This window comes from Kineosporiaceae bacterium SCSIO 59966, from assembly GCA_020881835.1.
GTDB lineage: Bacteria > Actinomycetota > Actinomycetes > Actinomycetales > SCSIO-59966 > SCSIO-59966.
Genome location: CP052876.1, coordinates 989,227 through 1,012,103 on the forward strand (window position 1 = coordinate 989,227; position 22,877 = coordinate 1,012,103).

Below are 22,877 nucleotides of genomic sequence, written 5' to 3' on the forward strand. Positions count from 1 at the left end.
GGCCCCTCAGCCGGCCGCCTGGCCGATGCCCTCGAGCAGGTCCGTGAACCAGGGCGCCGAGGTGTCGAACTGCTTTCCGCCGGCGATCCGGTCGAACTCGATGGCCCGCAGGCGCCCGCCGTGGTCCTCGTCGTGCCCGACGACGCCGGACTCCCCGCGCAGTGCGCACTCCACGGCCAGGTCGACCATCGACTGGATGAGCCGGAGGTCCTTGGCGTTGGCCGGCGCCGAGCGGGAGAAGTACCCCGACTTCTGGACCATGACCTTCTCGGCCGCCAGGCGCTCGGCGAACTGCTCGCCGAACCAGCGGCCCGGGTTGATGGTGTCGAGCTTGACGTGGCCGAACGGGTCGCGCTGCACCTCCTCGCCGGCGGCCTCGAGCTCGGCGACGATGTCGGCGACACCGGCCCCCTCGGACAGGAAGATGTTGACGCAGCCGACGGTGTCCATCACCTTTCGCAGGCGGGCCGCCTCGGCGTCCAGGTCGATGCGCTGCTCGGGCACGTAGACGGCGTGCACCGCCCAGCGCTCGGGGGACAGCCCGATGCTCGGCACCCAGGTCTGCCGGGAGTGCCAGTCCATGTAGTCCCGTGCCGCGGCCGCGGTCAGCCAGCCGCAGTTGCGGCCCATCACCTCGTGCACGATGAGCATCCGTGGGTTCGAGCCGTGCTCGGCGAGCACGTTGCGGGCGAACAGGGAGGCCTGCTCGGCCGCGGTCCACGCGCCGAGGCTCTGCTGGACCGGGACGACGTCGTTGTCGATCGTCTTGGGCAGCCCGACCACGGTGAGCCCGTAGCCGTGCTGGTCGAGGTAGGCGGCGAGGTCCGCGGCGGTGGTGCTCGTGTCGTCCCCGCCGATGGTGTGCAGGACGTCGACGCCGTCGGCCTGCAGCCGCTCGGCCGCGACCTGGAGGGCGTCCTGCCCCTCGGCGATCAGCCCCCGCCGGACGAGGTCGGCGTTGTTCGTCAGCTTCACCCGGCTGTTGCCGATCGGGCTGCCGCCGAAGGCGTGCAGCACGTCGGCGTGCGCCCGGGCGTCGTCGTCGACGAGGAACGAGTTACCGGTGAGCAGACCGTGGTACCCGTGCCGGTAGGCGAGGATCTCGACGTCCGGGGCGATCTCGGTGTACCGGGAGACCAGCCCTCCTACCGCGGAGGACAGGCAGGGGGCGAAGCCCCCGGCGGTGAGCAGTGCGACGCGTCGGGTGCTCATGTCCCCTCATCGTAGGGGGCTCCTCGTCGCCGGGGGGCCGTCCGGGTGCCGGACTGGCGCGGGGCACCGCGGGAACGGGGCCTAACCTGGGTCGGGTGACCAGCACCGAGGAGCTCGACGCCTGGCGCGACCTGCCGGCCGCGCAGCAGCCGTCGTGGCCGGACCCGGCCGCCGTCCGTGACGTCGCCGAGGAGCTGGCGGCCCTGCCGCCGCTCGTGTTCGCCGGTGAGGCGGACGTGCTGCGCAGCCGCTTGGCGGAGGTGGCCGAGGGGCGGGCCTTCCTGCTCCAGGGCGGGGACTGCGCCGAGACGTTCGCCGGAGCCACCGCCGACAAGATCCGGGACCGGGTCAAGACCGTCCTGCAGATGGCCGTGGTGCTCACCTACGGGGCCAGCGTGCCGGTGGTGAAGATGGGCCGGATGGCCGGCCAGTTCGCCAAGCCGCGCAGCAGCGACACCGAGACCCGGGACGGGCTGACGCTGCCGGCCTACCGCGGCGACGCCGTCAACGACTTCGAGTTCTCCCCGGAGGGCCGCACCCCGGACCCGCGGCGGATGGTCCGCGCGTACCACACCGCCGCGGCGACGTTGAACCTCATCCGCGCGTTCACCCAGGGCGGGTTCGCCGACCTGCGCCGCGTGCACGAGTGGAACCGCGGCTTCCTCGGCAGCGCCGCCAACGCCCGCTACGACGAGCTCGCCCGCGAGATCGACCGGGCGATGGCCTTCATGGCGGCCTGCGGCGTCGACTTCGACGCGCTGCGCAGCGTGGACTTCTACTCCAGCCACGAGGCCCTGCTGCTGGAGTACGAGCGGGCGCTGACCCGGATCGACTCGCGGACGGGGCTGCCCTACGACGTCTCGGCGCACTTCCTGTGGATCGGTGAGCGCACCCGCGACCTCGACGGCGCCCACGTCGAGCTGCTCTCCCGGGTGCGCAACCCGATCGGGGTCAAGCTCGGGCCGAGCGCGACACCGGACGACGCGCTGGCCCTGATCGACCGGCTCGACCCGGACCGGGAGCCCGGACGGCTCACCTTCATCACCCGGATGGGGGCCGAGCGGGTCCGCGAGGCGCTGCCGCCGCTGGTGGAGAAGGTCACCGCCTCCGGTGCCCGGGTGGTCTGGGTGAGCGACCCCATGCACGGGAACACCATCACCTCCGGCAGCGGCTACAAGACCCGGCGTTTCGACGACGTCATCGACGAGGTGCGAGGCTTCTTCGAGGTGCACCGGGCCCTCGGCACCGTCCCCGGCGGCCTGCACATCGAGCTCACCGGCGACGACGTCACCGAGGTCCTCGGCGGGTACGAGCAGATCGACGAGGAGGCTCTCGGCCGCTGCTACGAGACGCTGTGCGACCCCCGGCTCAACCACCAGCAGTCCCTCGAGCTCGCCTTCCTCGCCGCCGACATGCTCCGCGGGTCCCGGTGAGCACGACGGTTCGCGTCCGGGCCGACCTGCGCTCGGACACCCTGACCCGGCCCACGGCGGCGATGCGGGCGGCGATGGCCGACGCCGAGGTCGGCGACGACGTCTACGGCGAGGACCCGACGGTCACCGCCCTGGAGGAGCGGGTGGCGGCGCTGCTCGGGCACGAGGCCGGCCTGTTCACCCCGACCGGGTCGCTGGCGAACATGCTCGGCGTCCGCCTGCTCGTGCCGGCGGGCCGGGAGCTGCTGTGCGACTCCCTCGCCCACGTCGTCCGGGCCGAGCTCGGCGGCCACGCCGTGCTCGGCGGGGTGACGACCCGAACCTGGGCGGCACCGCACGGGCTGCTCGACCCCGCGGCGCCGCTGGGGATGATGCTGCCGGACGCCGGGCCGTACCAGGTGTCGACCGCCGCGGTCGCGGTGGAGAACACCCACAACTTCGGCGGAGGCACGGTCCAGCCGCTGGACGCCCTGCGGGAGCTGCGCGCGGGCACGGCCGCGGCCGGTGTCGCCGTCCACGTCGACGGGGCCCGGCTGTGGAACGCCTCGGTGGCCACCGGTGTCCCCCTGCACGAGTACGGGGCGCTCGCCGACACCGTCTCGGTGTGCCTGTCCAAGGGGCTCGGCGCCCCGGTCGGCTCGGTGCTCGTGTCGTCGGCGGAGCGGATCGCCGAGGCGCGGGTGTGGCGCAAGCGCTACGGGGCGGGGATGCGTCAGGCAGGGGTGCTCGCCGCGGCCGGGCTCCACGCCCTCGACCACCACGTCGAGCGCCTCGCCGAGGACCACGCCCGCGCCCGCCGGCTCGCCGAGGCCTGCGCGCAGGCCCGGCCCGGCAGCGTCGACCCGGACGCCGTGCAGACCAACATCGTCGTCCTCGACGTCGACGCCGCCCCGTTCGCGCAGGCGGCGCTCGCCCAGGGCGTCGCGGTGTCGGTCCTGGGCCGCCGGACCGTTCGGCTGGTGACCCACCTGGACGTCGACGACGAGGCCGTCGGGTACGCCGCCACCGTGCTGGCCGGGCTGCTGCGCGGCGACGACCGGGGATGAGTGGCCCGCCGGCCGGCGGGCCGGAGCCGGACGCCGCCCCCCGGGTGCTGCCACCCGGTCAGCGGCGGGCCAGCCGGCTCAAGGTCCTGCACTACGGACCGGTGCCCCGCCTGCGGGCGGACCGCTGGCGCCTGGTCGTCAGCGGGGCCACCGCCGACGGCCGGCAGCACGAGCTGGACCTCGACGGGCTGCGCGCGCTGCCGCGGATCCGGGTCCGGGCCGACCTGCACTGCGTCGCCCGGTGGACGGTGCCCGACCTGGAGTGGGAGGGCCCGGCCACCCGGACCCTGCTGGAGGCCTTCCCGCCCGCGGACGACGCCACCCACGTGCTGGCCTGGGCCGAGTTCGGCTACTCGGCGACCCTGCGCGTCGACGATCTCGCCAGCCCCCGAGCCCTGCTCGCCACCCACCTCGACGGCGCCGAGCTCACCCCCGAGCACGGGCACCCCGTCCGGCTCGTCGTCCCGCACCTGTACGCGTGGAAGGGACCCAAGTGGCTGCGGGGCATCGAGTACCTGACCCGACCGGTGCGCGGGTTCTGGGAGGAGCGCGGCTACCACGCGGTGGGCGACCCGTGGCGCGAGGAGCGCTACTCCTACCAGGAGTGAGCGCCGGCGCGACGTAAGACGCCCAGTCCGAAGGCGATGGTGCAGGCGCTCACCCCGGTCTGCCGCATCTCGACTACGGTGCGCAACGTGCCGCTTCGACCATCCGCCCACGCCAGGCAACGGATGAGGCAGCGAGGGATCGCCCTCTCGGAGATCGAGGAGGTTCTGCTCAGCCCGCGAACCTCCTACGCCTCGCGCGAGTATCCGGGGGAACGGACGGTCGTTCTCGGGGAGACATCCGGGGGTCGGAGGCTGAAGGTGGTGATCGTGACGCACGATCCTGATGTGGTGGTCACCGTCGCCGATCGCAGCGGAGAGGAGTAGCCTGAGCCGGTGCTCGTGCAGTACGACCCGGACGTGGGCGCCACTTACGTGGTGCTCTCGGAGACCCCGTGCGCCCGGACGGTTGAGGTGGGCGACCTCGTCGCAGTGGACGTCGACGAGCACGGCGATCCCGTCGGAGTCGACTTCGCCGTTGCTGTGCACCAGATCACGGAGTCGATGATCGCCGAGGTCGTCTCTGTGTTCCCTGAGCTCAAGCCCGTGATCGGCGACTCTCGCGAGTGGATGCCCCAGCTGTCCTACTGAGCTCGATGAGGATCACGTCCCTGACTCGGTACCCGGTCAAGTCCCTCGGCGGCGAGAGCCTCGAAGCGGTGGACGTGGTGCTCCGCGGCCTGGCCGGCGACCGGTCCTGGTACGTGCAAACCGAGGACGGCCGGATCGGCAGTGCCAAGTCGTCCCGCCGGTTCGGTCGGGTCGGGGGCCTGCTCGACCTCGCTGCGACCACCGGCCCGGCCGGTCCCGTGGTCACCTTCCCGGACGGGGCCGTCCACCCCGTGGGCACACCGGACGCCGACGCCGCCCTGGCGGCGCACACCGGCCAGCCGGTGCGGTTCGCCGCCGAGGACGACACCAGCACGTTCGACGCGGGCCCGGTGCACCTGCTGACCGCCTCCGCCCTGCGCCGGCTCGCCGACGCCGTCGGCGAGGAGGTGGACGGCCGGCGGTTCCGCGCCAACGTGCTCCTCGACGACCTGCTCCCCGGCCGGGAGGACCTCCCCCCGGAGGAGGCGTGGCGCACCCTTCGCCTCGGGCCTGAGGTGGTGCTGAGGGTCGAGGGCCTGATGCCCCGCTGCGTCATGGTGACGATGGCGACCCGGGACCTGCCCGCCGACCGTCGCGTCCTGCGTGCCGTGCACGCGACGGCCGGCGGCAGCCTCGGGGTGTGGGCCACCGTCGTCCAGCCCGGACGGGTGGCGGCCGGCGACGAGGTGCGGGTCGGGACCTGATCGGCCCGGTCCCGGTCAGGGCTCGTGGTGCAGCGCCTCGGCCGGCGGGTCGAGCGCGGCGGGCAGCTCCCGCCGGGAGCGCCGCGGACCGAGCTCGGCGAGGTACATCGCCGCCAGCACGAGCGCGCCGCCGGCCAGCACCCGCGGGCCCAGCGACTCCCCGCCGAGCAGGACCGCGAACACGGCGGCGAAGACCGGCTCGGTGGTCATGACGATCGCCGCCCGGGTGGCCGGCAGGTGCGCCTGCGCCCACGTCTGGACGACGAGCGCACCGGCCCCGGCGACCAGCGCCATGTACAGCACCGCGGCCCACACCCCGCCGTCCGGTGGGACGGTGATCCCGTCCGGGACGGCGGCGACCGTGCACGTCGTCGCGATGGCCAGCATCTGCACCGTGGACAGGCCGACGGCCTGCCGGCGGTCGGACCAGGCGCCCAGACCCACGATGTGCAGCGCGTAGACCGCTGCGCTCGCGAACGTGACCGCCTCGCCGAACCCGACGGCCAGGCCACGCAGCGACAGCACGGCGAGCCCGGCGGTGGCCAGCAGCACGGCCAGCCAGGTCGTGCCCGGTGTCCGGGTGCGCAGCAGCACCCCGGCCAGGACAGGGGTGAGCACGACGTACATGCCGGTGACGAAGCCGGACACCGACGCGGAGGTGTGCTCCAGCCCCCAGGTCTGCAGCAGCTGCGCGACGCCGTAGACGGCGCCGAGCAGGAGGCCGTGCCGCCAGGCCGCCGCGTCGAGGCGGCGCAGCTGCGGCCAGGACGCCGCCACCATCACCACGGCCGCCACCCAGAACCGGACGGCGAGGAAGTCCGCCACCGGCAGGACGGTCACGACGTCCTTGATCAGGAAGAAGGTCGAGCCCCAGACGGCGGTCACCGCGGTGAGGCCGAGGGTGGCTGCGACCTCGGTCCGAGGCCTGCCCATCGGGTCAGACGACCCGGACCACGACGGTGCTGCCCTTGCGGACCTCGCTGCCGGCGGGAGGGTCCGTGGAGTGGACGGTGCCGAAGATGCCGCCGAGCAGCCGCTCCACCTCGACCTCGAGACCGGCCTCCTCGAGCACCGCTCGGGCCTCTCTGAGCTGGCTGCCCTGCACCTGCGGGACGGTGACCAGCGGCGGCCCGCTCGACACGACCAGCGCGACGGGGTCCCCCCGGAACAGGGTGCCGTCGGCGGGGTCCTGGGCGATGACGTCGCCCTCGGCGACCTCCTCGCTCGGCTGGGTGGTGACCTCGCCGACGGCGAGCTCGGCGCCGGTCAGGGTCTGCTCCGCCTGCTCGCGAGAGGACCCCACGACCGTGGGCACCTCGATCGGCTGCCGTCCCAGGGACACCACGACGGCGACCGGTTCCCCTCGGCGCAACCGCTCGCCCTCGGCGACGGACTGCGACACGACCAGACCCTTCGCGACGTCCTCGCTGTACTCCTCGGTCACGTCGCCGAGCGCGAGCCGGGCGTCCTCGAGCGTGGTGCGTGCCTCCTCCAGGGGGAGACCGGCCAGCGGCGGGACGGCGACGAACTCCGGCCCGGCGGACACGACCAGCGTGACGGCACCTCCGCGGCGCACCTGCTCGCCCGGTCCCGGCTCGGTGGCCGCGACCTGCCCTTCGGGCACCTCGTCGTCGTACCGCTCGGTGACCTCTGGCTGCAGGCCGGCCTCGGTCAGCACGCTGCGCGCGTCGGCGACCGGCTGCCCGACGACGGCGGGCGTCGTCGTCCAGGCGCCGGGACCGGCGCTGGTCCACCACAGGCCGACGCCGGTCGCCAGCGCCCCGACGAGCAGCACCGCCAGCGTGAGCAGCAGCCCGCGTCGCCGGTCGCGGCGGGCAGGCGGGACGTCGGGTCCGCCGTCACCGGCCGGCCGCGACGTGCCGTCCTCCTGGTCGGTCCCGGACGGCGCGAGCCGGGCGTGCTCGGCGGTGTCGTCGAGGGGCAGGGCGAGCGCGGCCCCGGTGCGGGGCAGGGCGAGGGTCCGGCCGTCCCCGGGCTCGCCCGCGCCGGCGGCTGCGCCGGCCGCGGTCCGGTCGAGGTCCTCCTCGCTGAGGGCGGCCCGGACGTCGCGGACCTCGGCGAGCAGCACCCGGGCGTCGGCGGGACGGCGGTCGGGGTCGCGCGAGGTGGCCCACTGGACGAGCTCGTCGATCTCCGCCGGCAGCCCCGGGGCGTGCTCGGACGGGGCCGGGACGTCGGTGTTGACGTGCTGGTAGGCCACCTGGATCGGGACCTCGCCGGTGAACGGCTGGCTGCCGGTGAGCATCTCGAACAGCACGACGCCGGCGGCGTAGACGTCGCTGCGCGCGTCGGCGACCCCCCGCAGCACGAGCTCGGGGGACAGGTACGCGACGGTGCCGATGAGCATGCCCTGGGTCGTCCCGCTGGCGGCGCTGCTGGCGGCCCGGGCGAGGCCGAAGTCGGCCACCTTGACCCGGCCGTCGTCGGCGAGCAGCACGTTCTCGGGCTTGACGTCACGGTGCACGATGCCCGCGCGGTGGGCCGCGCCGAGGGCGTCGAGGACGGGCTCGAGCACGCCGAGCGCCTCCCGCGGGGACAGCGGCGCCGAGGTGGCCAGCAGGTCCCGCAGGGTCTGCCCCGGCACGTACTCCATCGCCAGGTAGACGCAGTCGCCGTCCGCGCCCTGGTCGTACACCGCGACGACGTTGGGGTGGGACAGCCGGGCCGCGGAGCGGGCCTCCCGGTGGAACCGGGCGACGAACTGCTCGTCGTCGGCGAGGTGCGGGTGCATGACCTTGAGCGCGACGTCCCGCTCCAGGCGGGTGTCGGTGGCCAGGTAGACGGTGGCCATCCCGCCGCGGGCGACCCGGGAGCGGACGACGTAGCGGCCGTCGACCGACCGGCCGACGAGCGGGTCGCTCACCGCTGTGTCCACCCGCGGGAGTCTACGGTCGCCACCCGGCCGAACGGCGCAGGCGGGCCGTCGGCGCCGTTACCGGAAACGCGCCATCAGGGTCTGCACGTTGGCGACGTAGCGCCGGGTGTCCGGGTACATCCCGTTGCGGCGCACCCCGGCCAGGCCCTGGTAGTAGCCGGCGATGGCGGTGCCCAGGTCGTCGGGCTCCGAGCGCAGCAGGGAGCGCAGGATGACGACGCCGGCGGTGGCGTTGTCGTGCGGGTCGAGCAGGTCCAGCGGGCGCCCGGCCAGGTCGGAGGCCCACCGCCCCGAGGACGGGATCACCTGCATCACCCCGACCGCGTTGGCGGGGGAGACGGCGCGCATGTTGAAGCCCGACTCCTGGTACGCGACCGCCAGGGCCAGCGCCGGGTCAACGCCCCACTGCCGGGCCGTGTCGGCGACGATCGTGCGCATCTGGTCCCGGGAGGGGACGTCGCGGGTGGCGAGGACCTCGCGGTTGGCCGCGGCGGCCTCGGCGACCGGGCCGGGGTAGGTGCGCCCGGCGAAGGTGTTCGGGACCGGGGTCGGGCCGGCCGGCAGCCGCAGCTGCTCGCCGACGCGGATCGTGCCCGGGCCGTCCAGGCCGGGGTTCGCCTCGCGCAGCGCGGCGACCGTCGTGCCCTCCCGGACGGCGATGTGGCTCAGCGTGTCCCCGGCGCGGACCGTGTACGGGCGGGTGGAGCGGACCACGGGGGCGACCGGCGGGGTCGGCGCGGCGGCGCCCGGCAGCCGCAGGGTCTGCCCGGTGCGGATGATGCTGGTGGCGCTGAGCCCGTTGAGCCGCAGGATCTCGGTCATCGGCAGCCCGGTCCGCGCGGCGATGTGGCTGACGGTGTCCCCGGCCCGCACCGTGTACGTGGTCTGCCCGGAGTCCGTGGTCTGCCCGGACGCGCCGCCGGCCGGCGCCGGTGAGGACGACGAGGACGGCGATGCCGAGGTGGCGGACGGGATCGTCAGGGTCTGGCCCACCCGGATGAGGGCCCTGGAGTCCAGCCCGTTGGCGCTGACGATCGCCGAGACCGACGTGCCGGTGCGCGCCGCGATGTGGCTGACGGTGTCCCCGGCCCGGACGGTGTACCGCAGCGCGGTGGGGGCCGCCGGGGCAGGACCTCGGGTGGCTGACGGGCCGGGCACGGTGAGCCGCTGGCCGACCCGGATGGTGGCCCGGGAGTCCAGCCCGTTGGCGCTGACGATGGCCGAGACCGACGTGCCGGTGCGCACGGCGATGTGGCTGACGGTGTCCCCGGCCCGGACGACGACGGTGCCCGCTGCGGCGGCCGGCGCGGCGAGCGTGGCGCCGAGCGCGGTCGTCCCGAGAGTGGCCAGGGCTGCCGCGGCGCGGCGGCGGCCGTGACCGGCCGGTGCGCTGGGGGCCGGGTCGGCGGTGCGAGCGGCGCTGGACTGCATGCGGTGTCCTGTCCTCCGGTCGGCCGGTGCCCGCGACCCGGGGGGCCCGGGCCGGCTGGTGCGGCTGTCATGCTGTGAGACTGGTGTGACTCACGTGGCGTGCGGGACGCTACACGAGCGGTGGTGGTCGGGTCACGAGTTACACCGGCGGAATTCGCTCCGCCGCTGGACGGGGCCCGTGGCAGGCTGGCCCCGTGGACGACGACCTCGACGCTCTCGTAGGGAGCTGGCTGCCGCTGCCGGACGTCGCCGAGCGCCTCGGCACGGACGTCTCCCGGGTCCGGCGGATGATCGACGACGGGCTGCTGATCGCCGTCCGGCGCGGGCAGCCGCGAGTGCTCAGTGTGCCGGAGGCGCTCGTCGAGCCCGAGCCGCTGGCCGACCTGCCGGGCACGGTCACGGTCCTCGCCGACGCCGGGTTCGGCACCGAGGAGATGCTGCGCTGGCTGTTCACCCCGGACGACTCCCTGCCGGGCACACCCCTGGCCGCGCTGCGGGCGGGGCGCCGGCGGGAGGTGCGCCGGCGGGCGCAGGCGCTCGCCTTCTGACCTGTTTTCTCGCGGACGCTCAGACCTGCTGCCAGCGGACGGCCTGGCCCCGTGCCCACCGGGCCCGGGCCAGTGCCGGCAGGGCCACCTGGGCACGCCGTGGCAGCGGCACGGCGACCCGGCGCTCCAGCACCCGGTACCCGCTGCGCTCGACCGCGCCGAGGATGTCGCCGTAGAGCACGTACGCGCAGCGGATGGCGTCCCGGCTGGTCGGGTGCAGCATGGCGATGCCCGGCTCGGCGCGCCGGTAGAGCTCCCGGGTCCGTTCCACCTCGAAGGCCAGCAGCCGCCGCACCGCCGCCGGGGTGCTGCCTGCGGCCCGCCCGGCCCGCAGGTCCGCCACCGTCACCCCGAACGCGTCGAGGTCCTCCTGCGGCAGGTAGACCCGGCCCCGGTCGAGGTCCTCGCCGACGTCCCGGACGAAGTTCGACATCTGGAACGCCTCCCCGAGCAGCCGGGCGTGGCACGCCGCCTCCGCAGACACCGGCTCGAGCACCGGCAGCATCTGCAGCCCGATGACCGCGGCCGAGCCGTACATGTAGTCCTCGAGGTCGGCGTACGTGGCGTACCCGGTGCGGGTGATGTCCATCCGCATCGACCGCAGGAACGCCTCGACGTGCTCGGTCGGGATGTCCCAGCGCCGGACGGTGGCCAGCATCGCCCTGCCCACCGGGTCGTGCACCGTCCCGGTGCGCAGCGCGTCGAGGAACGACTCCCCCCAGGTGAGCAGCGCCTCCGGGTCGGGGGCCTCGAGGGAGTCGACGAGCTCGTCGGCGTACCGGGCGAACCCGTAGAGCGCCCAGACGTACGGCCGCTTGGCCGGCGGCAGCAGCCCGGTGGCGAGGAAGTAGGTGCGGCCGTGCTCGGCGTGCAGGGCCCGGCAGGTGAGGAAGTCCTGCCGCAGCCGCGGGTCGGTGATCCCCGCGGCGTCCAGGGACGTGGCCCCGGCCGGGCGACGCCACGCCGCTCGCCGGTGGCTGTTCACCGCCACGCCCGGGACCGGTAGGACGGGTCCGGTCCGAGCACCCGCTCGGCCGCCAGCCGCCCGGAGATGAGGACCATCGGGACGCCGACACCCGGCTGGGTGCCGGAGCCGGTCAGCACGACGTTGTCCCCCCAGATGTTCCCCGGCCGGAAGGGCCCGGTCTGCCGGAAGGTGTGCGCGGCGGCGAACGGGGCCCCCGCCGCCATGCCCCGCGCCTCCCAGTCCGCCGGGGTCGTCACGTGCTCGACCTCGATCCCGGCCTCGAACCCGGTCAGCCCGCGCTCCTCGAGGGTCCGCAGCACGTGCTCGCGGTACCGGGGGCCGATCCGGCCCCAGTCGACGCCGGCGTCGTTGTGCGGGGTCGGGAACAGCACGTAGTAGATGTGCCGGTCCGGCGGGGCCAGCCCGGGGTCGGACACCGTCGGCGTCGACAGCAGGACGCTGGGGTCGCTCATCAGCCGCCCGGAGGTGAGCTCGGCGAACACGCTGCGCCAGGCCTGCCCGAAGAGGATCTGGTGGTGGGTGGTGCCGGGGTACCGGGCGGTGGAGCCGGCCAGCAGCAGGTACGCGGACGGCGAGTAGTCCAGGTGGCGGACCCGCCGCGGGACGGTGCCGAGCAGGTCGCGGTAGGCCACCGGCAGGTCAGGGTTGAGCACGACGACGTCCGCGGGCACCCGCTCCCCGTCCGCGGTGACCACCGCGGTCGCACGGCCCCCTGAGTGCTCGACCCGCTCGACGGTGGTGCCGTAGCGGATCTCCACCCCGTGCCGCTGCGCGGCGGCCGCCATCGCGCGCGGCACCGCGTGCATCCCCCCGACCGGGAAGAACACCCCGGCCACCGAGTCCATGTAGGCGATGACCGCGTACAGGGCCATCGCGTCCTGGGGAGCCACCCCGGCGTACAGGGACTGGAACGAGAAGACCCGCTGCGTGCGCTCGTCCCGCAGGTACTGCTCCACCTTGGGGGCCAGGCGGCGGAACCCGCCGGCGGCGACGAGCCGGGCCAGGTTGGGGGTGAGCAGGTCGAGCGGGGTGTCGATGTTGCGGTCGATGAAGTCCCGGATCTCGTACCGGTACAGCCGGGTGACGAAGTCGACGTACCGCCGGTAGCCGGCGGCCTCGTCCGGACCGATCACGGCCTCGATCTGCGCGGCCATCGCCTCGGTGTCGGCGTGCACGTCCAGGCTCGACCCGTCGGCGAAGCGGGCCCGGTACAGCGGTGACACCGGGCGCAGGTCCAGCCAGTCGGCGACGTCCTCCCCGAGGGCGTCGAAGCAGTCCGCGATGAGGTCCGGCATCGTCAGGACCGTCGGCCCGGTGTCGAACCGGTACTCCCCGTCGGCCGTCGTCGTCCGGACCAGTCCCGCCCGGCCACCGGGGACCTCCTCGCGCTCGAGCACGGTGACCCGTCGGCCGGCCCCGGCGAGCCGCATCGCGGCGCTCAGGCCGGCGAGCCCGGCCCCGACGACGACGACGTGGTCCGTGGGACCGACCACCCGCCGGACCCGTCCGGGTGCCAGCGACGCCGCCAGCCGCCGGGCCCGGCCCGCGGCGGCGGACGCAGCGCTCACGCGGTCCTCGTCGTCGCCGCGTCGACCAGGGAGTGCAGCACCGCGGCGGCCTGGGGGGTGACGGGGGCGGCGTCCAGGGCCTCGCGAGCGGCCCGGACGCGCTCGGTGATCATCGACTCCACGGTCTCCAGGGCCCCGGTGCCGACGATGACCTCCCGCAGGGCCGCCACCCCGGCGGCGTCCAGGCCGGGGTCGCCGAGCAGCCGCTCCACGACGGCTCGGCCGGCCGTGTCAGCCCGGCGCAGGGTGAGGGCGACGAGGACCGTCCGCTTGCCCTCCCGCAGGTCGTCGCCCGCGGGCTTGCCGGTCGTCCCGGGGTCGCCGAACACGCCCAGCACGTCGTCCCGGAGCTGGAAGGCCTCCCCGAGCGGCAGCCCGAACGCCGAGTACGCGGCCCGCACCTCCTCCCCGGCACCGGCCAGGGCGGCACCGAGCAGCAGCGGGTGCTCGACCGTGTACTTGGCGCTCTTGAACCGCACCACCCGCAGCGCCGCCTCCACCGGGTCCTCCCGGTGCCGGCCGGCGACGGCCTGGGCGAGCACGTCGAGGTACTGCCCGCCCATCAGCTGGGTGCGCATCCGGTCGAACACCGCCTTGCCCCGCTCCACCGCGGTGGTCGGCAGCCCGCTGCCGCACAGCAGCTCGTCGCACCACGACAGGCACAGGTCCCCGGCGAGGATCGCCCCCGCCTGGCCGAACCGCTCGCGGTCACCGCCCCACCCGCCGTCGTCGTGCAGGTCGGCGAACTGCCGGTGCACCGCCGGCATCCCGCGCCGGGTGTCCGAGGAGTCCATGACGTCGTCGTGGATGAGCGCCGCGGCCTGGAACAGCTCCAGGGACGCCGCCGCCCGGACGACGCCGGGCCCGTCCTGGCCGCCGGCCCCGCGGTAGCCCCAGTAGCAGAACGCCGGCCGCAGCCGCTTGCCGCCGGCTAGGAGACCCCGGACCGACCCGACCAGCGGCTCGCAGTCGGTGCCCAGCTCGCCCAGCACCGCGCTCTGCTGGTCGAGGAAGGCGTCGAGCTCCTGCTGGAGGCGCCGGCGCAGGTCCGCGGCGTCCAGCGGGGACGCCGCCAGCGAGGGCACGCCGTGGGCCTGGCTCACCGCTACTCCTGTCGCGTTCCGGACCGTCACGGTCATCGGCTCTCCTCGTCAGCCTAGTGCGGGCGTGGTCCTGACCGTCCTTCGGACCGTTCTGATCGTCCTTCGGACCATCATGACCGTCCTTCGGACGACGGGCCCGGTCCGGATGCACCGTGCGTAGCCTGGTCGGGTGGCTCTGGGTGTCCCCTCCGTGCGCGACGGCGTCCCGCCGGTGCACGAGGCGATCGCCGCGGCCGTCGCGGCGGGCACCCCCGCGGTGTCCTTCGAGTTCTTCCCGCCGCGGGACGACGCGGCCGCCGACCGGCTGTGGACGGCGGTGCGCCGGCTGGAGTCCCTGCAGCCCACGTTCGTGTCGGTCACCTACGGCGCCGGCGGCAGCACGCGGGACCGCACCGTGCGGATCACCCGGCGGATCGCCGAGGAGACGACGCTGACCCCGGTCGCGCACCTCACCTGCGTCGCCAGCCCGCGCGCTGAGCTGCGGCGCGTGGTCGGCGCCTACGCCGACGCCGGGGTCCGGTCCGTGCTCGCTCTGCGCGGCGACCCGCCCGGCGGTCCGGGTGCCCCGTGGACGGCGCACCCGGAGGGGCTCGACCACGCCGAGGACCTGGTCCGGCTGGTCCGCGGCCTCGGCGACTTCAGCGTCGGGGTCGCCGCCTTCCCCGACGGGCACCCGGAGTCCTCCGGGCCCGACCAGGACGCGCAGGTGCTGCTGGCCAAGCAGCGGGCCGGGGCGACCTTCGCCGTCACCCAGTTCTTCTTCGACCCGGCGGCCTACCTGCGGCTGCGGGACCGTGCCGCGGCACGCGGCTGCGACCTGCCGATCGTGCCGGGGGTGATGCCGGTCACCGACGTGCGCCAGGTCCGGCGGTTCGCCGAGCTGTCCGGCACGCCGCTGCCGGCACCGCTCGTCGACCGGCTGGAACGGGTGGCCGACGACCCGGTGGCGGTGCGAGCCGTCGGGGTGGAGGCGGCGACCGCGCTCGGGGAGCGGCTGCTCGCCGAGGGCGCGCCGGGACTGCACTTCTACACGCTGAACTCCTCGACCGCGACGACGGAGATCTACGAGGCGCTCGGCCTGTCCCGGCGCCGCCGGGCCGGGCCGGGCAAGATGCCCGGGTGACCACCCCCTCGTCGTCCGGCCCGCCGGACCGGGCCGAGTTCGCCCGGCGCTGGTCGGCCGCGCACGGCGGGGCGGACCCGACGGCCCGGTTCGTCGCCGGCTACCTCACCGTCGTGCAGGCACTGGCCCGGCCGCTGGCCGCGGCCGGCGTCCGGCCGGACGCCGTCACCGCCACTGGGCCGGTCCTCGCGGCGGTAGCGCTGTGGCCCGCCGCGAGCGGGGAGCGCTGGGCGCTGCTCGTCCCGCTGGTCGTCGTCGTGTCGGCGGTCCTGGACGGCCTGGACGGCGCGATCGCGGTGCTCACCGCCGGCCCGACCCGGTGGGGGGCCGTCCTCGACGGCGTCGCCGACCGGGTCGCCGACCTGGCCTGGACGGCGACCCTGTGGCTGCTGGGGGCACCCGGCTGGCTCGTCGCCGCCGCCGCCGCGGTGGGCTGGCTGCACGAGTACCTGCGCGCCCGGGCCGGCGCCGCTGGGATGACCGGCGTCGCGCGGGTCACGGTCGGGGAGCGTCCGACCCGGGCGGTCGTCGTCGCCCTGTTCGCGCTGGGGGCCGGCCTGTACCCCGCCGCGGCCGGCGGGTGGGCCACGGCCGGGGCCGCCGCGCTCGTCGGTGTCGGTGTCGCCGGGCTCGCCCAGCTCGTCCCCGCCGTCCGGCGGGAGCTGCGGTGAGCCTCCTCGACGCCGTCCCCGAGCAGCCGCCGCCACCGACCCGGACGGTGTGGATGGACGCGGCCCGGGTGGTGGCGATCGTCGTCGTCGTCCTCATCCACGTCGTCGCCCCCACGGTGGAGGGTCGCGGCGTCGAGGTCGGCAGCGCCGGCTGGTGGGTGGCCAACGCGCTCAACGCCGCGAACCGGTGGTGCGTGCCGGTCTTCCTCATGATCTCCGGCGCGCTGGCCCTCGACCCGGCCAAGGTCGCCCGGCCACGGGACTTCTACCGCCGCCGCTGGCAGCGGGTCGGCGTCCCGCTGGTGTTCTGGACGGTCTTCTACCTCGCCTTCCGGCAGGTCGTCCTCGGCGCCGGGCTCACCCCGCAGCGAGCTGCCACCGACGTCGCCGCCGGCGCGCCCTTCCTCCAGCTGTACTTCCTCTACGTGCTGGCCGGGCTGGTGCTCGTCACACCCTTCCTCAAGGTGGTCACCCGGCACGCCACGTGGCGGATGCAGCTCGGCCTCGCCGTCGTGCTCCTGGCGCTCGGCGCCGTCGACCAGGTCGTCGAGTACGCGGCCGGGGTGGGCGAGCCGAACGCCGTCACCCGGTTCGTGCCGTTCGCCGGGTACTACGTGCTCGGCTGGGTGCTGCGCGACGTGCTCCTGCACGGCCGCCAGCTCGTCTGGGCCTGGGCCGGCTACGCCGGCAGCGTCGTCGTCGTCGCCGTGCTCGCCTTCACCGGCGGCTTCGGGGACGTCGGTCGGTACGCCTACGACTTCCTGTCCCCGCCGGTCGTCGTCATGTCGGTGACCGCCTACCTGCTGCTCCACCACGTGCTGCGCGCCGGCTGCCGTCCGCTGGAGCGGCTCGCCCCGCTGTCGTTCGGGATCTTCCTCGTGCACGGCGCGCTGGTGTACGGGCTGCGGCACGTCACCGGCGTGCCCACCGACCTCGCCGGGGTGCTGGTGGCGGCGTTCGGGCTCACCGCCGTGCACACCGCCGCCTCGGCGCTCATCAGCTGGGTGCTGCTGCGCGTCCCCTACCTGCGGGCGGTGCTCGGGGAGCCGGCGCGCCCGAGGAGGTCGGCGACGATCTGAGCCGACAGCCCGACGAGCGGGATGCCGCCGCCGGGGTGTGCCGAGCCGCCGACGAGGTAGAGACCCGGCAGCGGCGAGGCGTTCGCCGGCCGCAGGAACGCCGCCCGCGGGCCGTTGCTCGACGTGCCGTAGATCGACCCGCCCACGCTGCGGGTCTCCCGCTCCAGGTCGGCGGGGGTGCGCACCTCGCGCCACAGCACGCGGTCGCGCACGTCCAGACCGCGGGACGCCATCACCTGCAGCACCTGGTCGGCGTACCCGTCGGCGAGGCCCGGGGCGTCCCAGTCGATCCCGGCACGCGGGTCGCCCGGCACGTGGCGCGGCGCGTTGACGAGCACGAACCACGCCTCGGAGTCGTCGTCCGGGCGGGTGGCCGGGTCGTCGGGGACGGCGACGTAGACCGTCGGGTCCGCCACCGGGCGGGGCGCCCCCCGGTGCCGGCCGACGCCGAACACCGCGTCGAACTCGGCGTCGTAGTCCGCGCCGAACAGCACGGTGTGGTGGCGCAGCCCGGGCGTGCGCCCCCGCAGGGCCAGCAGCAGGACGAACCCGGACAGCGACGGCGTGACCCGCCGCAGGCCGGCCAGCGCCCTCCTGCGGCCGGGTACGGCGTCCGGGACCAGGTCCCGGTACAGGGCCGTGGCGTCGGTGTCGGACACGACGACGTCCGCGGGCAGGACGGCGCCGTCGGCGAGCCGGACGCCGGCCGCCCGGCCGTCCTCGACGACCAGCCCCACGACGTCCGCGTGCGTGCGCACGAGGGCCCCGGACGCCACGGCCCGGTCGTGGACCGCCTCGGCGAGCCGGCGCAGTCCGCCGCGCACGTACCAGGAGCCGAACCGCTGCTCCATGTACGGGACGGTCGCCAGCGCGGCCGGGGCGCGGCGCGGGTCGCTGCCGGTGTACGTGGCGTACCGGTCGAGCAGGGTGCGCAGGTGCGGGTGGTCGAGGTACCGGCGGCCGAGCGAGCGCAGCGACAGCCACGGCGCGACCGTGCGCAGGTCGTCGGTCCGGCGGGAGAGGCGGGCCAGTGTGCGCGGGCCCTGCAGCGGGGAGGTGAGGAACGGCTCGCGGGTGACGTCCCAGATCCGTGCGGCCCGGCGCATCAGGGCCAGCCACTGGTCCCCGGCACCGGCGCCGAGCGCGGCGTCCATCGCCGCCCGGGTGCCCGAGCGGGACAGGTTCGGCAGCTCGAGACGGGTGCCGTCGGCGAACCGGTAGTCGAACGCCGGGTCGACCGGCTCGAGGTCGACGTGGTCCTCCAGCGCGGTGCGGCCGGTGGCGGCGAACAGGTCCCGGTACACGGCGGGCAGGGTGAGCAGGCTCGGCCCGGTGTCGAAGCCGAACCCGTCCCGGCTGAACCAGCCCAGCTTGCCACCGACGGTGCCGGACTGCTCGCAGACGGTCACCCGGTGCCCGGCGGCGGCGAGCCGGGCGGCGGCGGCCAGCCCGCCGAGGCCCGCGCCGACGACGACGACGTCAGCCACGGCGTCGGCGCCGTCCGTCCCGCGCCCCCGGCAGGGTGCGGCCCTTCCAGGTCAGCGCGCCCCGCTGGTGCAGCCACCACGAGCGGGCGGTCAGCCCGGCGAGGGTCAGCACGGACAGCGGGTGCGCGGCGGCGTCCAGCGGCCGGCCGCCGGTGCGGTGGGCCACGAGCACGCGGCCCAGCACGCCCGCGGCGTAGCCCAGGGCCCCGGCCCGGGAGCCGCGCAGCGCGGCCGCGGCGGGGACGACGTAGGCGAGGGTGAGCAGCCCGGTCACCGCGGCGGCGCCGGCGGGGGAGCCGAACGCCGACCACAGCGACTTGGCGTAGCCGTCGCGGACCTGCGCCCAGGAGGTGTACATCCGGCAGGTCGCCAGCGTGGTGCCGTCGGCCACCACGCCGCGTCCCCCGGCCGCCTTGACCGCCCGCAGCAGCGCGATGTCGTCGAGCACCTCGGCGCGAACGGTGTCGTGGCCGCCGGCGCGCCGGTAGGCGGCGGCATCGACGGCGAGCAGCTGGCCGTTGGCGGCGCTCAGCGAGGGCCGCGGGGAGCGCTCGGCGACCCGCAGCGGCAGCGTCGTGAGCCAGGACCACTGCAGCAGCGGCTGGACCAGTCGCTCCGCGGCCGTCCCGGTGAGCTGCCGTGGGTACGGCGAGACGAGGTCGAGCCGGTGCCGGCGCAGCAGGCCGACGGTGGCGGCCAGCGCGTGCGGTGCCAGCCGGACGTCGGCGTCCACGAAGACGAGGACGTCACCGGTCGCGGCCGCCGCCAGCTGCCGGCACGCCCACGGCTTGCCCAGCCAGCCCGCCGGCGGCGGGGTGCCGGTGAGCACCCGGACCCTGCGGTCCCCATCGGCGGCGGCCCGGGCGGCGTCCGCCGTCCCGTCCACGGAGCCGTCGTCCAGGACGAGCACCTCCAGGTCCGCCACTCCGGTGCCGGCGAGCACGGCCCGTAGGCAGTCGCCGACGCCGTGCGCCTCGTCGCGGGCCGGGACCAGCACGCTGACCCGCTCCCGCACCGGCGGCGGGTCGGCGTCCGGGGTACGCAGCAGCCGGAGGTTGACGACGGTGTGCGCGGTCAGCAGGACCGCCAGGGCGCTGCCGGCCCGGGTCAGCGCCCCGCTCACTGCCGTGTCTCCTCTGACTTGGGTCGGGCCACGACCGGACGGGTCCCGGTGCGGCGCGGGCCCAGGGCGACCAGGTAGGGCGCCGTCACCAGCCCCATCCCGACGAACCCCCACGCGGCCACGGCCGGGCGGTCGAAGAACGCGAGGTTCGCCACCGTGGACCCCAGCCACGTCCAGCCGAGCAGCACCGCCGGCACGAGGTGGTCGGTCGGCAGCGGGCGGTGCCCGCGCCGGGCCGGGACGGCGAGGTGCAGGGCGCTCTGCAGGACGCCGGCGACGAGTAGCCACCCGGCGTAGTTCGTCAGCGGGACACCCGCGACGCCGGGCAGCGCCGGCTCCGGGAACGTCCACGTCCAGTGGCCGGCGGCCACCATCTGCGGGTCGAGGAACAGGTCCCAGGAGGCGAGCAGCCAGGCGGCGACGGGCACGGCCCGCCACGAGGGGCCGGCCAGTCGGCGGGCCGCGACGAGCGCGGGCCAGGCCATCATCGTCCAGGCCAGCGGGACGACGACGGGGACGCCGGCCACCTCCGGCCCGAGAGTGCCGGTGTAGGCGTACCGGCCGAACGGGACGCCGGTGCTCACCCCGACCACCTCGGCCGCCAGGCCGATCCCGCCGGCGACCCCGAGCACCCGCAGCGCGCCACCGGCCCCGACGGTCGCCGCCGCGTGCGTCAGGGTCGCGCCGCAGAACAGCAGCACGGAGACGACGGTCGCGGTGCGCAGCTCCGCGCCGTCGAGCAGCGGGTAGCTGATCTGGGTGAGCACGGCCGCTGCGGCCAGCAGCAGCGCGGCCCGGCGTGCCGTCACCGCAGCGTGCCCGGCTGGGTGCGCTGGCGGCGCTGGCGGCGCCAGGCGCGGACCCGGGAGAGCAGCAGCAGCACGAGCACGGTCCCGGTGACGAGGAGGACGGCCGCGACGCCGGCCGCCAGCCACGGGGCCACCAGCACCAGGGAGACCACCGAGGCGACCCCGAGGTCCTCGGCGACGCTCACGGCGACGTTGCTGGCCGGCTCCGGGGAGGTGTTGACCGCCGCCCGCAGACCGGCCTTGACGGCGTGGCTGGCCAGGGCCGTCACCCCGCCGGCGGTGGCGGCCAGCGCCTGCTCCACGCTCGAGGCCTCCCCGGCGAGCAGGGCACCGAGGACGGCGCCCACGGTCGGACGGATCGCGGTGTGGACGGCGTCCCAGGTGGAGTCCAGGTAGGGGACCTTGTCGGCCACCGCGTCGACGGCGAACAGCACCCCGGCCGCGACGAGCACGTCGGTGCGGGCCAGCACGTCGGGGACCGCCGCGACACCGGCGAACCGCTCGACCAGGCCCAGGATCAGGACGACGAGGTAGGCGTTGACGCCGCTCGCCCAGCCCGTGGTGAACACCCACGGCAGCAGCTCCACGCACCCCTCCTTCCGTCGCTCCTTCGCCGTCACGGCCGGCCGGCACCGGTCTCAGGCCCGGTAGGACCCCAGTGTGCCGTGCGCGCCCAGCACCTCGAACCGGGCGAAGAGCTCCTCGCCGTACCAGCCCTCGGCGCCGGTGCGTCGGACCACCTCGGCGTGCGCGGCCCGCCGGTGGGCGAACTCCTGCAGCGCGGCGTCGTCGCCCCACAGCGAGAACGTGCCCTGCAGGCCGACCGGGGCCTCGCCGATCCCGATGGCGAGCCGGAGCCCGCCCACCCGGTGCAGGTCCACGGCCACCGGCGGGACGGCGCGGTGGAAGGTCAGCAGCGACCGGGTGCGGACCCGGGCCCTGGTGATGCTGGCGACCGGGCCGGTGACCCGGCGCGGGACCGGCTCGCCGAACGGTTCGCGTCCCGCCCACCGTCCGCGGGAGGCGAGCGGGCGCAGGACGACGTGCAGGCGCTCCTCGGCGATCCGGTCCCAGCCCCGCACCGTCGCCGAGTCCTCGAACGCGGCTGCGGCCGCCTCGTCGTCCCAGGTGGTGAGCAGTGCCCAGTGCCGCGGGTCGGCGTCCCGGACGGTGAACGTGCGTCCCCGGCCGGTGCCGAGCAGCCGGCTGAACCGGGCCGGACCGCGGCGCAGCAGCAGGGGGTCCAGGGCCATCCGGCCGAGCGCGGCGGGAACGGCGCGGGCCGGCACCCCCCAGACCGACAGGGTGACGAGCGGGACCACCGGTCAGCCGACCTCGACCGGCTGGCCGGCGGTGATCCGCAGCAGCTCGTCGTAGCGGGTGGGGAACACGGTGCGCGGGTGCCCGCCGGCGGCCCAGACGACGTCGTGCTGGGCGAGGGCGACGTCGACGAGGGTCTGCAGCGGTTCGGTGTGCCCGACCGGGGCGACGCCGCCGATGGCGAAACCGGTGCGGCGGCGGACGAGGTCCGGGTCCGCCCGGTGCAGGGCGGGGACGCCGAGCACGCCGGCGACCCGGGCCGGGTCGACCCGGTGGGCGCCGGAGGTGAGCACGAGCACGGGACGGCGTCCGTCGGGGTCGTCCGGGTCGTCCACGGCGAAGATCAGGGAGTTGGCGATCTGACCGACCTCGACGCCGAGCGCGGCGGCCGCCAGGGCGGCGGTCCGGACGTGCTCGTCCAGGGCCACGATCCGGCCGGTGGCGCCGAGCTCGTCGAGGGCGGCGCGGACCCGCTGGACGCTGGGGTGGGCCAGGACGGGGTCGTCCGGGCCCGGTCGGGTGGGGGGAGCCGTCATGGGGGGAAGGCTAGTTGTCCCCAGGTCCAGAACTCGCTGTTGACGGGACCGTCGTCGCCGGGGTGTACTGTCGCCATCGTTCGAACAGGTGTTCGATAGATGGTCGACAGATGGTCGACAAAGGGTCCGGGTCCCCGTCCCGGCCCCGTGGCACCTGTCGGACGGTCGCACGACGCGGGAGTCGCACCCGTGTCGGGCGGTCCGGAGCGGTGGTGCCTCGGCCCCGCCCCGCTCCGGACCGCCGGTCGGCTGAGTCGCGGCCGAGGCCGCAGGGGAGGGCAGCACGGTGCGGACCTACGACGACCCGGTGGACGTGCGCGGCCAGGACGCGCCCCACCAGTTCCTCTGGCGGGGGCGGCTGTACGTCGTCCGGGAGGTGCTCTCGCACTGGTACGAGCGCACCGCCTGGTGGGACGGCGCGGCCGCCCAGGCCGTGCGCGGGGGCGCCGACCCGGTCGTCTCCCCGCCGCCGGCCGGCGCCGTGGACCCCGCGGCCGCGTCGTCCGGGCCGGACGTCGAGCGGGAGGTGTGGCGGGTCGAGGCGAGCGCCGGGCGGGCCGCCGGCTGCGGGGTCTTCGACCTCGTGCTGTCCCGTCCCGTCGGC

General features: G+C 75.7%; 23 protein-coding genes and 1 pseudogene. 11 read left to right on the forward strand and 13 right to left on the reverse strand.

Features of this window, described 5'->3' with window-relative positions; translation table 11 throughout:
- Positions 1–6: 6 nt before the first annotated feature.
- A complete protein-coding gene (locus HJG43_04735) occupies positions 7–1,212 on the reverse strand; it encodes a pyrophosphate--fructose-6-phosphate 1-phosphotransferase (GenBank protein ID UER53978.1) in 1,206 nt (401 codons plus the stop codon).
- Positions 1,213–1,298: 86 nt separating this feature from the next.
- Here HJG43_04735 and HJG43_04740 point away from each other — a divergent pair, with 86 nt between their 5' ends.
- The 6 genes from HJG43_04740 (at position 1,299) to HJG43_04765 (ending at position 5,591) form a co-directional block, all read left to right on the forward strand.
- The gene (locus tag HJG43_04740; protein UER55709.1) at positions 1,299–2,645 is read left to right on the forward strand and encodes a 3-deoxy-7-phosphoheptulonate synthase class II; all 1,347 of its coding nucleotides are present in this window, start codon (positions 1,299–1,301) and stop codon (positions 2,643–2,645) included.
- Positions 2,646–2,707: 62 nt separating this feature from the next.
- The gene (locus HJG43_04745) at positions 2,708–3,691 is read left to right on the forward strand and encodes a threonine aldolase family protein (GenBank protein UER55710.1); all 984 of its coding nucleotides are present in this window, start codon (positions 2,708–2,710) and stop codon (positions 3,689–3,691) included.
- Positions 3,688–4,299, forward strand: a complete 612-nt coding sequence (locus tag HJG43_04750) for a molybdopterin-dependent oxidoreductase (GenBank protein ID UER53979.1) — start codon at positions 3,688–3,690, stop codon at positions 4,297–4,299. Before HJG43_04745 ends, HJG43_04750 begins: the two co-directional genes overlap by 4 nt.
- 87 nt (positions 4,300–4,386) lie before the next feature.
- The gene (locus HJG43_04755) at positions 4,387–4,623 is read left to right on the forward strand and encodes a DUF4258 domain-containing protein (GenBank protein ID UER53980.1); all 237 of its coding nucleotides are present in this window, start codon (positions 4,387–4,389) and stop codon (positions 4,621–4,623) included.
- Between the two features lie 9 nt (positions 4,624–4,632).
- Positions 4,633–4,887 carry a DUF2283 domain-containing protein gene (locus HJG43_04760; protein UER53981.1) on the forward strand — a complete coding sequence of 85 codons (255 nt, stop codon included), beginning with the start codon at positions 4,633–4,635 and terminating at the stop codon, positions 4,885–4,887.
- Positions 4,888–4,892: 5 nt separating this feature from the next.
- Entirely contained in the window at positions 4,893–5,591 is a 699-nt protein-coding gene (locus tag HJG43_04765) for an MOSC domain-containing protein (GenBank protein ID UER53982.1), read from the forward strand.
- Between the two features lie 15 nt (positions 5,592–5,606).
- Here HJG43_04765 and HJG43_04770 read toward each other — a convergent pair whose 3' ends face one another.
- Genes HJG43_04770 through HJG43_04780 form a run of 3 tightly spaced genes read right to left on the reverse strand, consistent with a single transcriptional unit; the run spans position 5,607 to position 9,705 of the window.
- Positions 5,607–6,524 carry a DMT family transporter gene (locus HJG43_04770; protein UER53983.1) on the reverse strand — a complete coding sequence of 306 codons (918 nt, stop codon included), beginning with the start codon at positions 6,522–6,524 and terminating at the stop codon, positions 5,607–5,609.
- A gap of 4 nt (positions 6,525–6,528) precedes the next feature.
- The gene (pknB, locus tag HJG43_04775; GenBank protein ID UER53984.1) at positions 6,529–8,487 is read right to left on the reverse strand and encodes a Stk1 family PASTA domain-containing Ser/Thr kinase; all 1,959 of its coding nucleotides are present in this window, start codon (positions 8,485–8,487) and stop codon (positions 6,529–6,531) included.
- Positions 8,488–8,544: 57 nt separating this feature from the next.
- On the reverse strand, positions 8,545–9,705 hold the full coding sequence (locus tag HJG43_04780; protein UER55711.1) for a LysM peptidoglycan-binding domain-containing protein: 1,161 nt from the start codon (positions 9,703–9,705) through the stop codon (positions 8,545–8,547).
- 407 nt (positions 9,706–10,112) lie between these two features.
- On the opposite strand from HJG43_04780, the gene HJG43_04785 reads away from it, so the two are divergent.
- Complete coding sequence (locus tag HJG43_04785; GenBank protein UER53985.1) at positions 10,113–10,466, forward strand: DNA-binding protein; 354 nt, start codon at positions 10,113–10,115, stop codon at positions 10,464–10,466.
- Between the two features lie 19 nt (positions 10,467–10,485).
- Here the strand turns inward: HJG43_04785 and HJG43_04790 are convergent, their stop codons facing one another.
- The 3 genes from HJG43_04790 to HJG43_04800 form a co-directional block, all read right to left on the reverse strand.
- A complete protein-coding gene (locus HJG43_04790; protein ID UER55712.1) occupies positions 10,486–11,451 on the reverse strand; it encodes a phytoene/squalene synthase family protein in 966 nt (321 codons plus the stop codon).
- Positions 11,448–12,884, reverse strand: coding sequence for a phytoene desaturase (gene crtI, locus HJG43_04795; protein ID UER55713.1), 1,437 nt, complete (start codon positions 12,882–12,884; stop codon positions 11,448–11,450). The genes HJG43_04790 and crtI (HJG43_04795) overlap by 4 nt, the downstream gene beginning before the upstream one ends.
- A 134-nt stretch (positions 12,885–13,018) precedes the next feature.
- Positions 13,019–14,161 (reverse strand): polyprenyl synthetase family protein, encoded by a 1,143-nt coding sequence (locus HJG43_04800; protein UER53986.1) that lies wholly within the window; start codon positions 14,159–14,161, stop codon positions 13,019–13,021.
- A gap of 187 nt (positions 14,162–14,348) precedes the next feature.
- On the opposite strand from HJG43_04800, the gene metF reads away from it, so the two are divergent.
- Genes metF through HJG43_04815 form a run of 3 tightly spaced genes read left to right on the forward strand, consistent with a single transcriptional unit; the run spans position 14,349 to position 16,998 of the window.
- Positions 14,349–15,248: a methylenetetrahydrofolate reductase [NAD(P)H] gene (metF, locus tag HJG43_04805; protein ID UER55714.1), complete on the forward strand. Its 900-nt coding sequence runs from the start codon at positions 14,349–14,351 to the stop codon at positions 15,246–15,248.
- Positions 15,245–15,919, forward strand: coding sequence for a CDP-alcohol phosphatidyltransferase family protein (locus HJG43_04810; GenBank protein UER53987.1), 675 nt, complete (start codon positions 15,245–15,247; stop codon positions 15,917–15,919). The genes metF and HJG43_04810 overlap by 4 nt, the downstream gene beginning before the upstream one ends.
- Positions 15,916–16,998, forward strand: coding sequence for an acyltransferase family protein (locus tag HJG43_04815; protein ID UER53988.1), 1,083 nt, complete (start codon positions 15,916–15,918; stop codon positions 16,996–16,998). Before HJG43_04810 ends, HJG43_04815 begins: the two co-directional genes overlap by 4 nt.
- On the opposite strand, the gene crtI (HJG43_04820) is transcribed toward HJG43_04815, so the two are convergent.
- Genes crtI (HJG43_04820) through HJG43_04845 form a run of 6 tightly spaced genes read right to left on the reverse strand, consistent with a single transcriptional unit; the run spans position 16,941 to position 22,273 of the window.
- On the reverse strand, positions 16,941–18,485 hold the full coding sequence (crtI, locus tag HJG43_04820) for a phytoene desaturase (GenBank protein ID UER53989.1): 1,545 nt from the start codon (positions 18,483–18,485) through the stop codon (positions 16,941–16,943). The two genes, HJG43_04815 and crtI (HJG43_04820), sit on opposite strands and share 58 nt — an antisense overlap.
- On the reverse strand, positions 18,478–19,608 hold the full coding sequence (locus tag HJG43_04825; protein UER53990.1) for a glycosyltransferase: 1,131 nt from the start codon (positions 19,606–19,608) through the stop codon (positions 18,478–18,480). The genes crtI (HJG43_04820) and HJG43_04825 overlap by 8 nt, the downstream gene beginning before the upstream one ends.
- A complete protein-coding gene (locus HJG43_04830; protein UER53991.1) occupies positions 19,605–20,417 on the reverse strand; it encodes a carotenoid biosynthesis protein in 813 nt (270 codons plus the stop codon). The genes HJG43_04825 and HJG43_04830 overlap by 4 nt, the downstream gene beginning before the upstream one ends.
- Positions 20,414–21,004, reverse strand: a complete 591-nt coding sequence (locus HJG43_04835; protein UER53992.1) for a DUF4126 domain-containing protein — start codon at positions 21,002–21,004, stop codon at positions 20,414–20,416. The genes HJG43_04830 and HJG43_04835 overlap by 4 nt, the downstream gene beginning before the upstream one ends.
- A gap of 51 nt (positions 21,005–21,055) precedes the next feature.
- Positions 21,056–21,739, reverse strand: coding sequence for a monooxygenase (locus HJG43_04840; GenBank protein ID UER53993.1), 684 nt, complete (start codon positions 21,737–21,739; stop codon positions 21,056–21,058).
- A gap of 3 nt (positions 21,740–21,742) precedes the next feature.
- Complete coding sequence (locus HJG43_04845; GenBank protein UER53994.1) at positions 21,743–22,273, reverse strand: YbaK/EbsC family protein; 531 nt, start codon at positions 22,271–22,273, stop codon at positions 21,743–21,745.
- A 286-nt stretch (positions 22,274–22,559) separates the two neighbouring features.
- Between HJG43_04845 and HJG43_04850 the strand changes: the two are divergent.
- Positions 22,560–22,856: pseudogene (locus HJG43_04850) on the forward strand (hypothetical protein).
- The last annotated feature ends 21 nt before the right edge of the window (positions 22,857–22,877 follow it).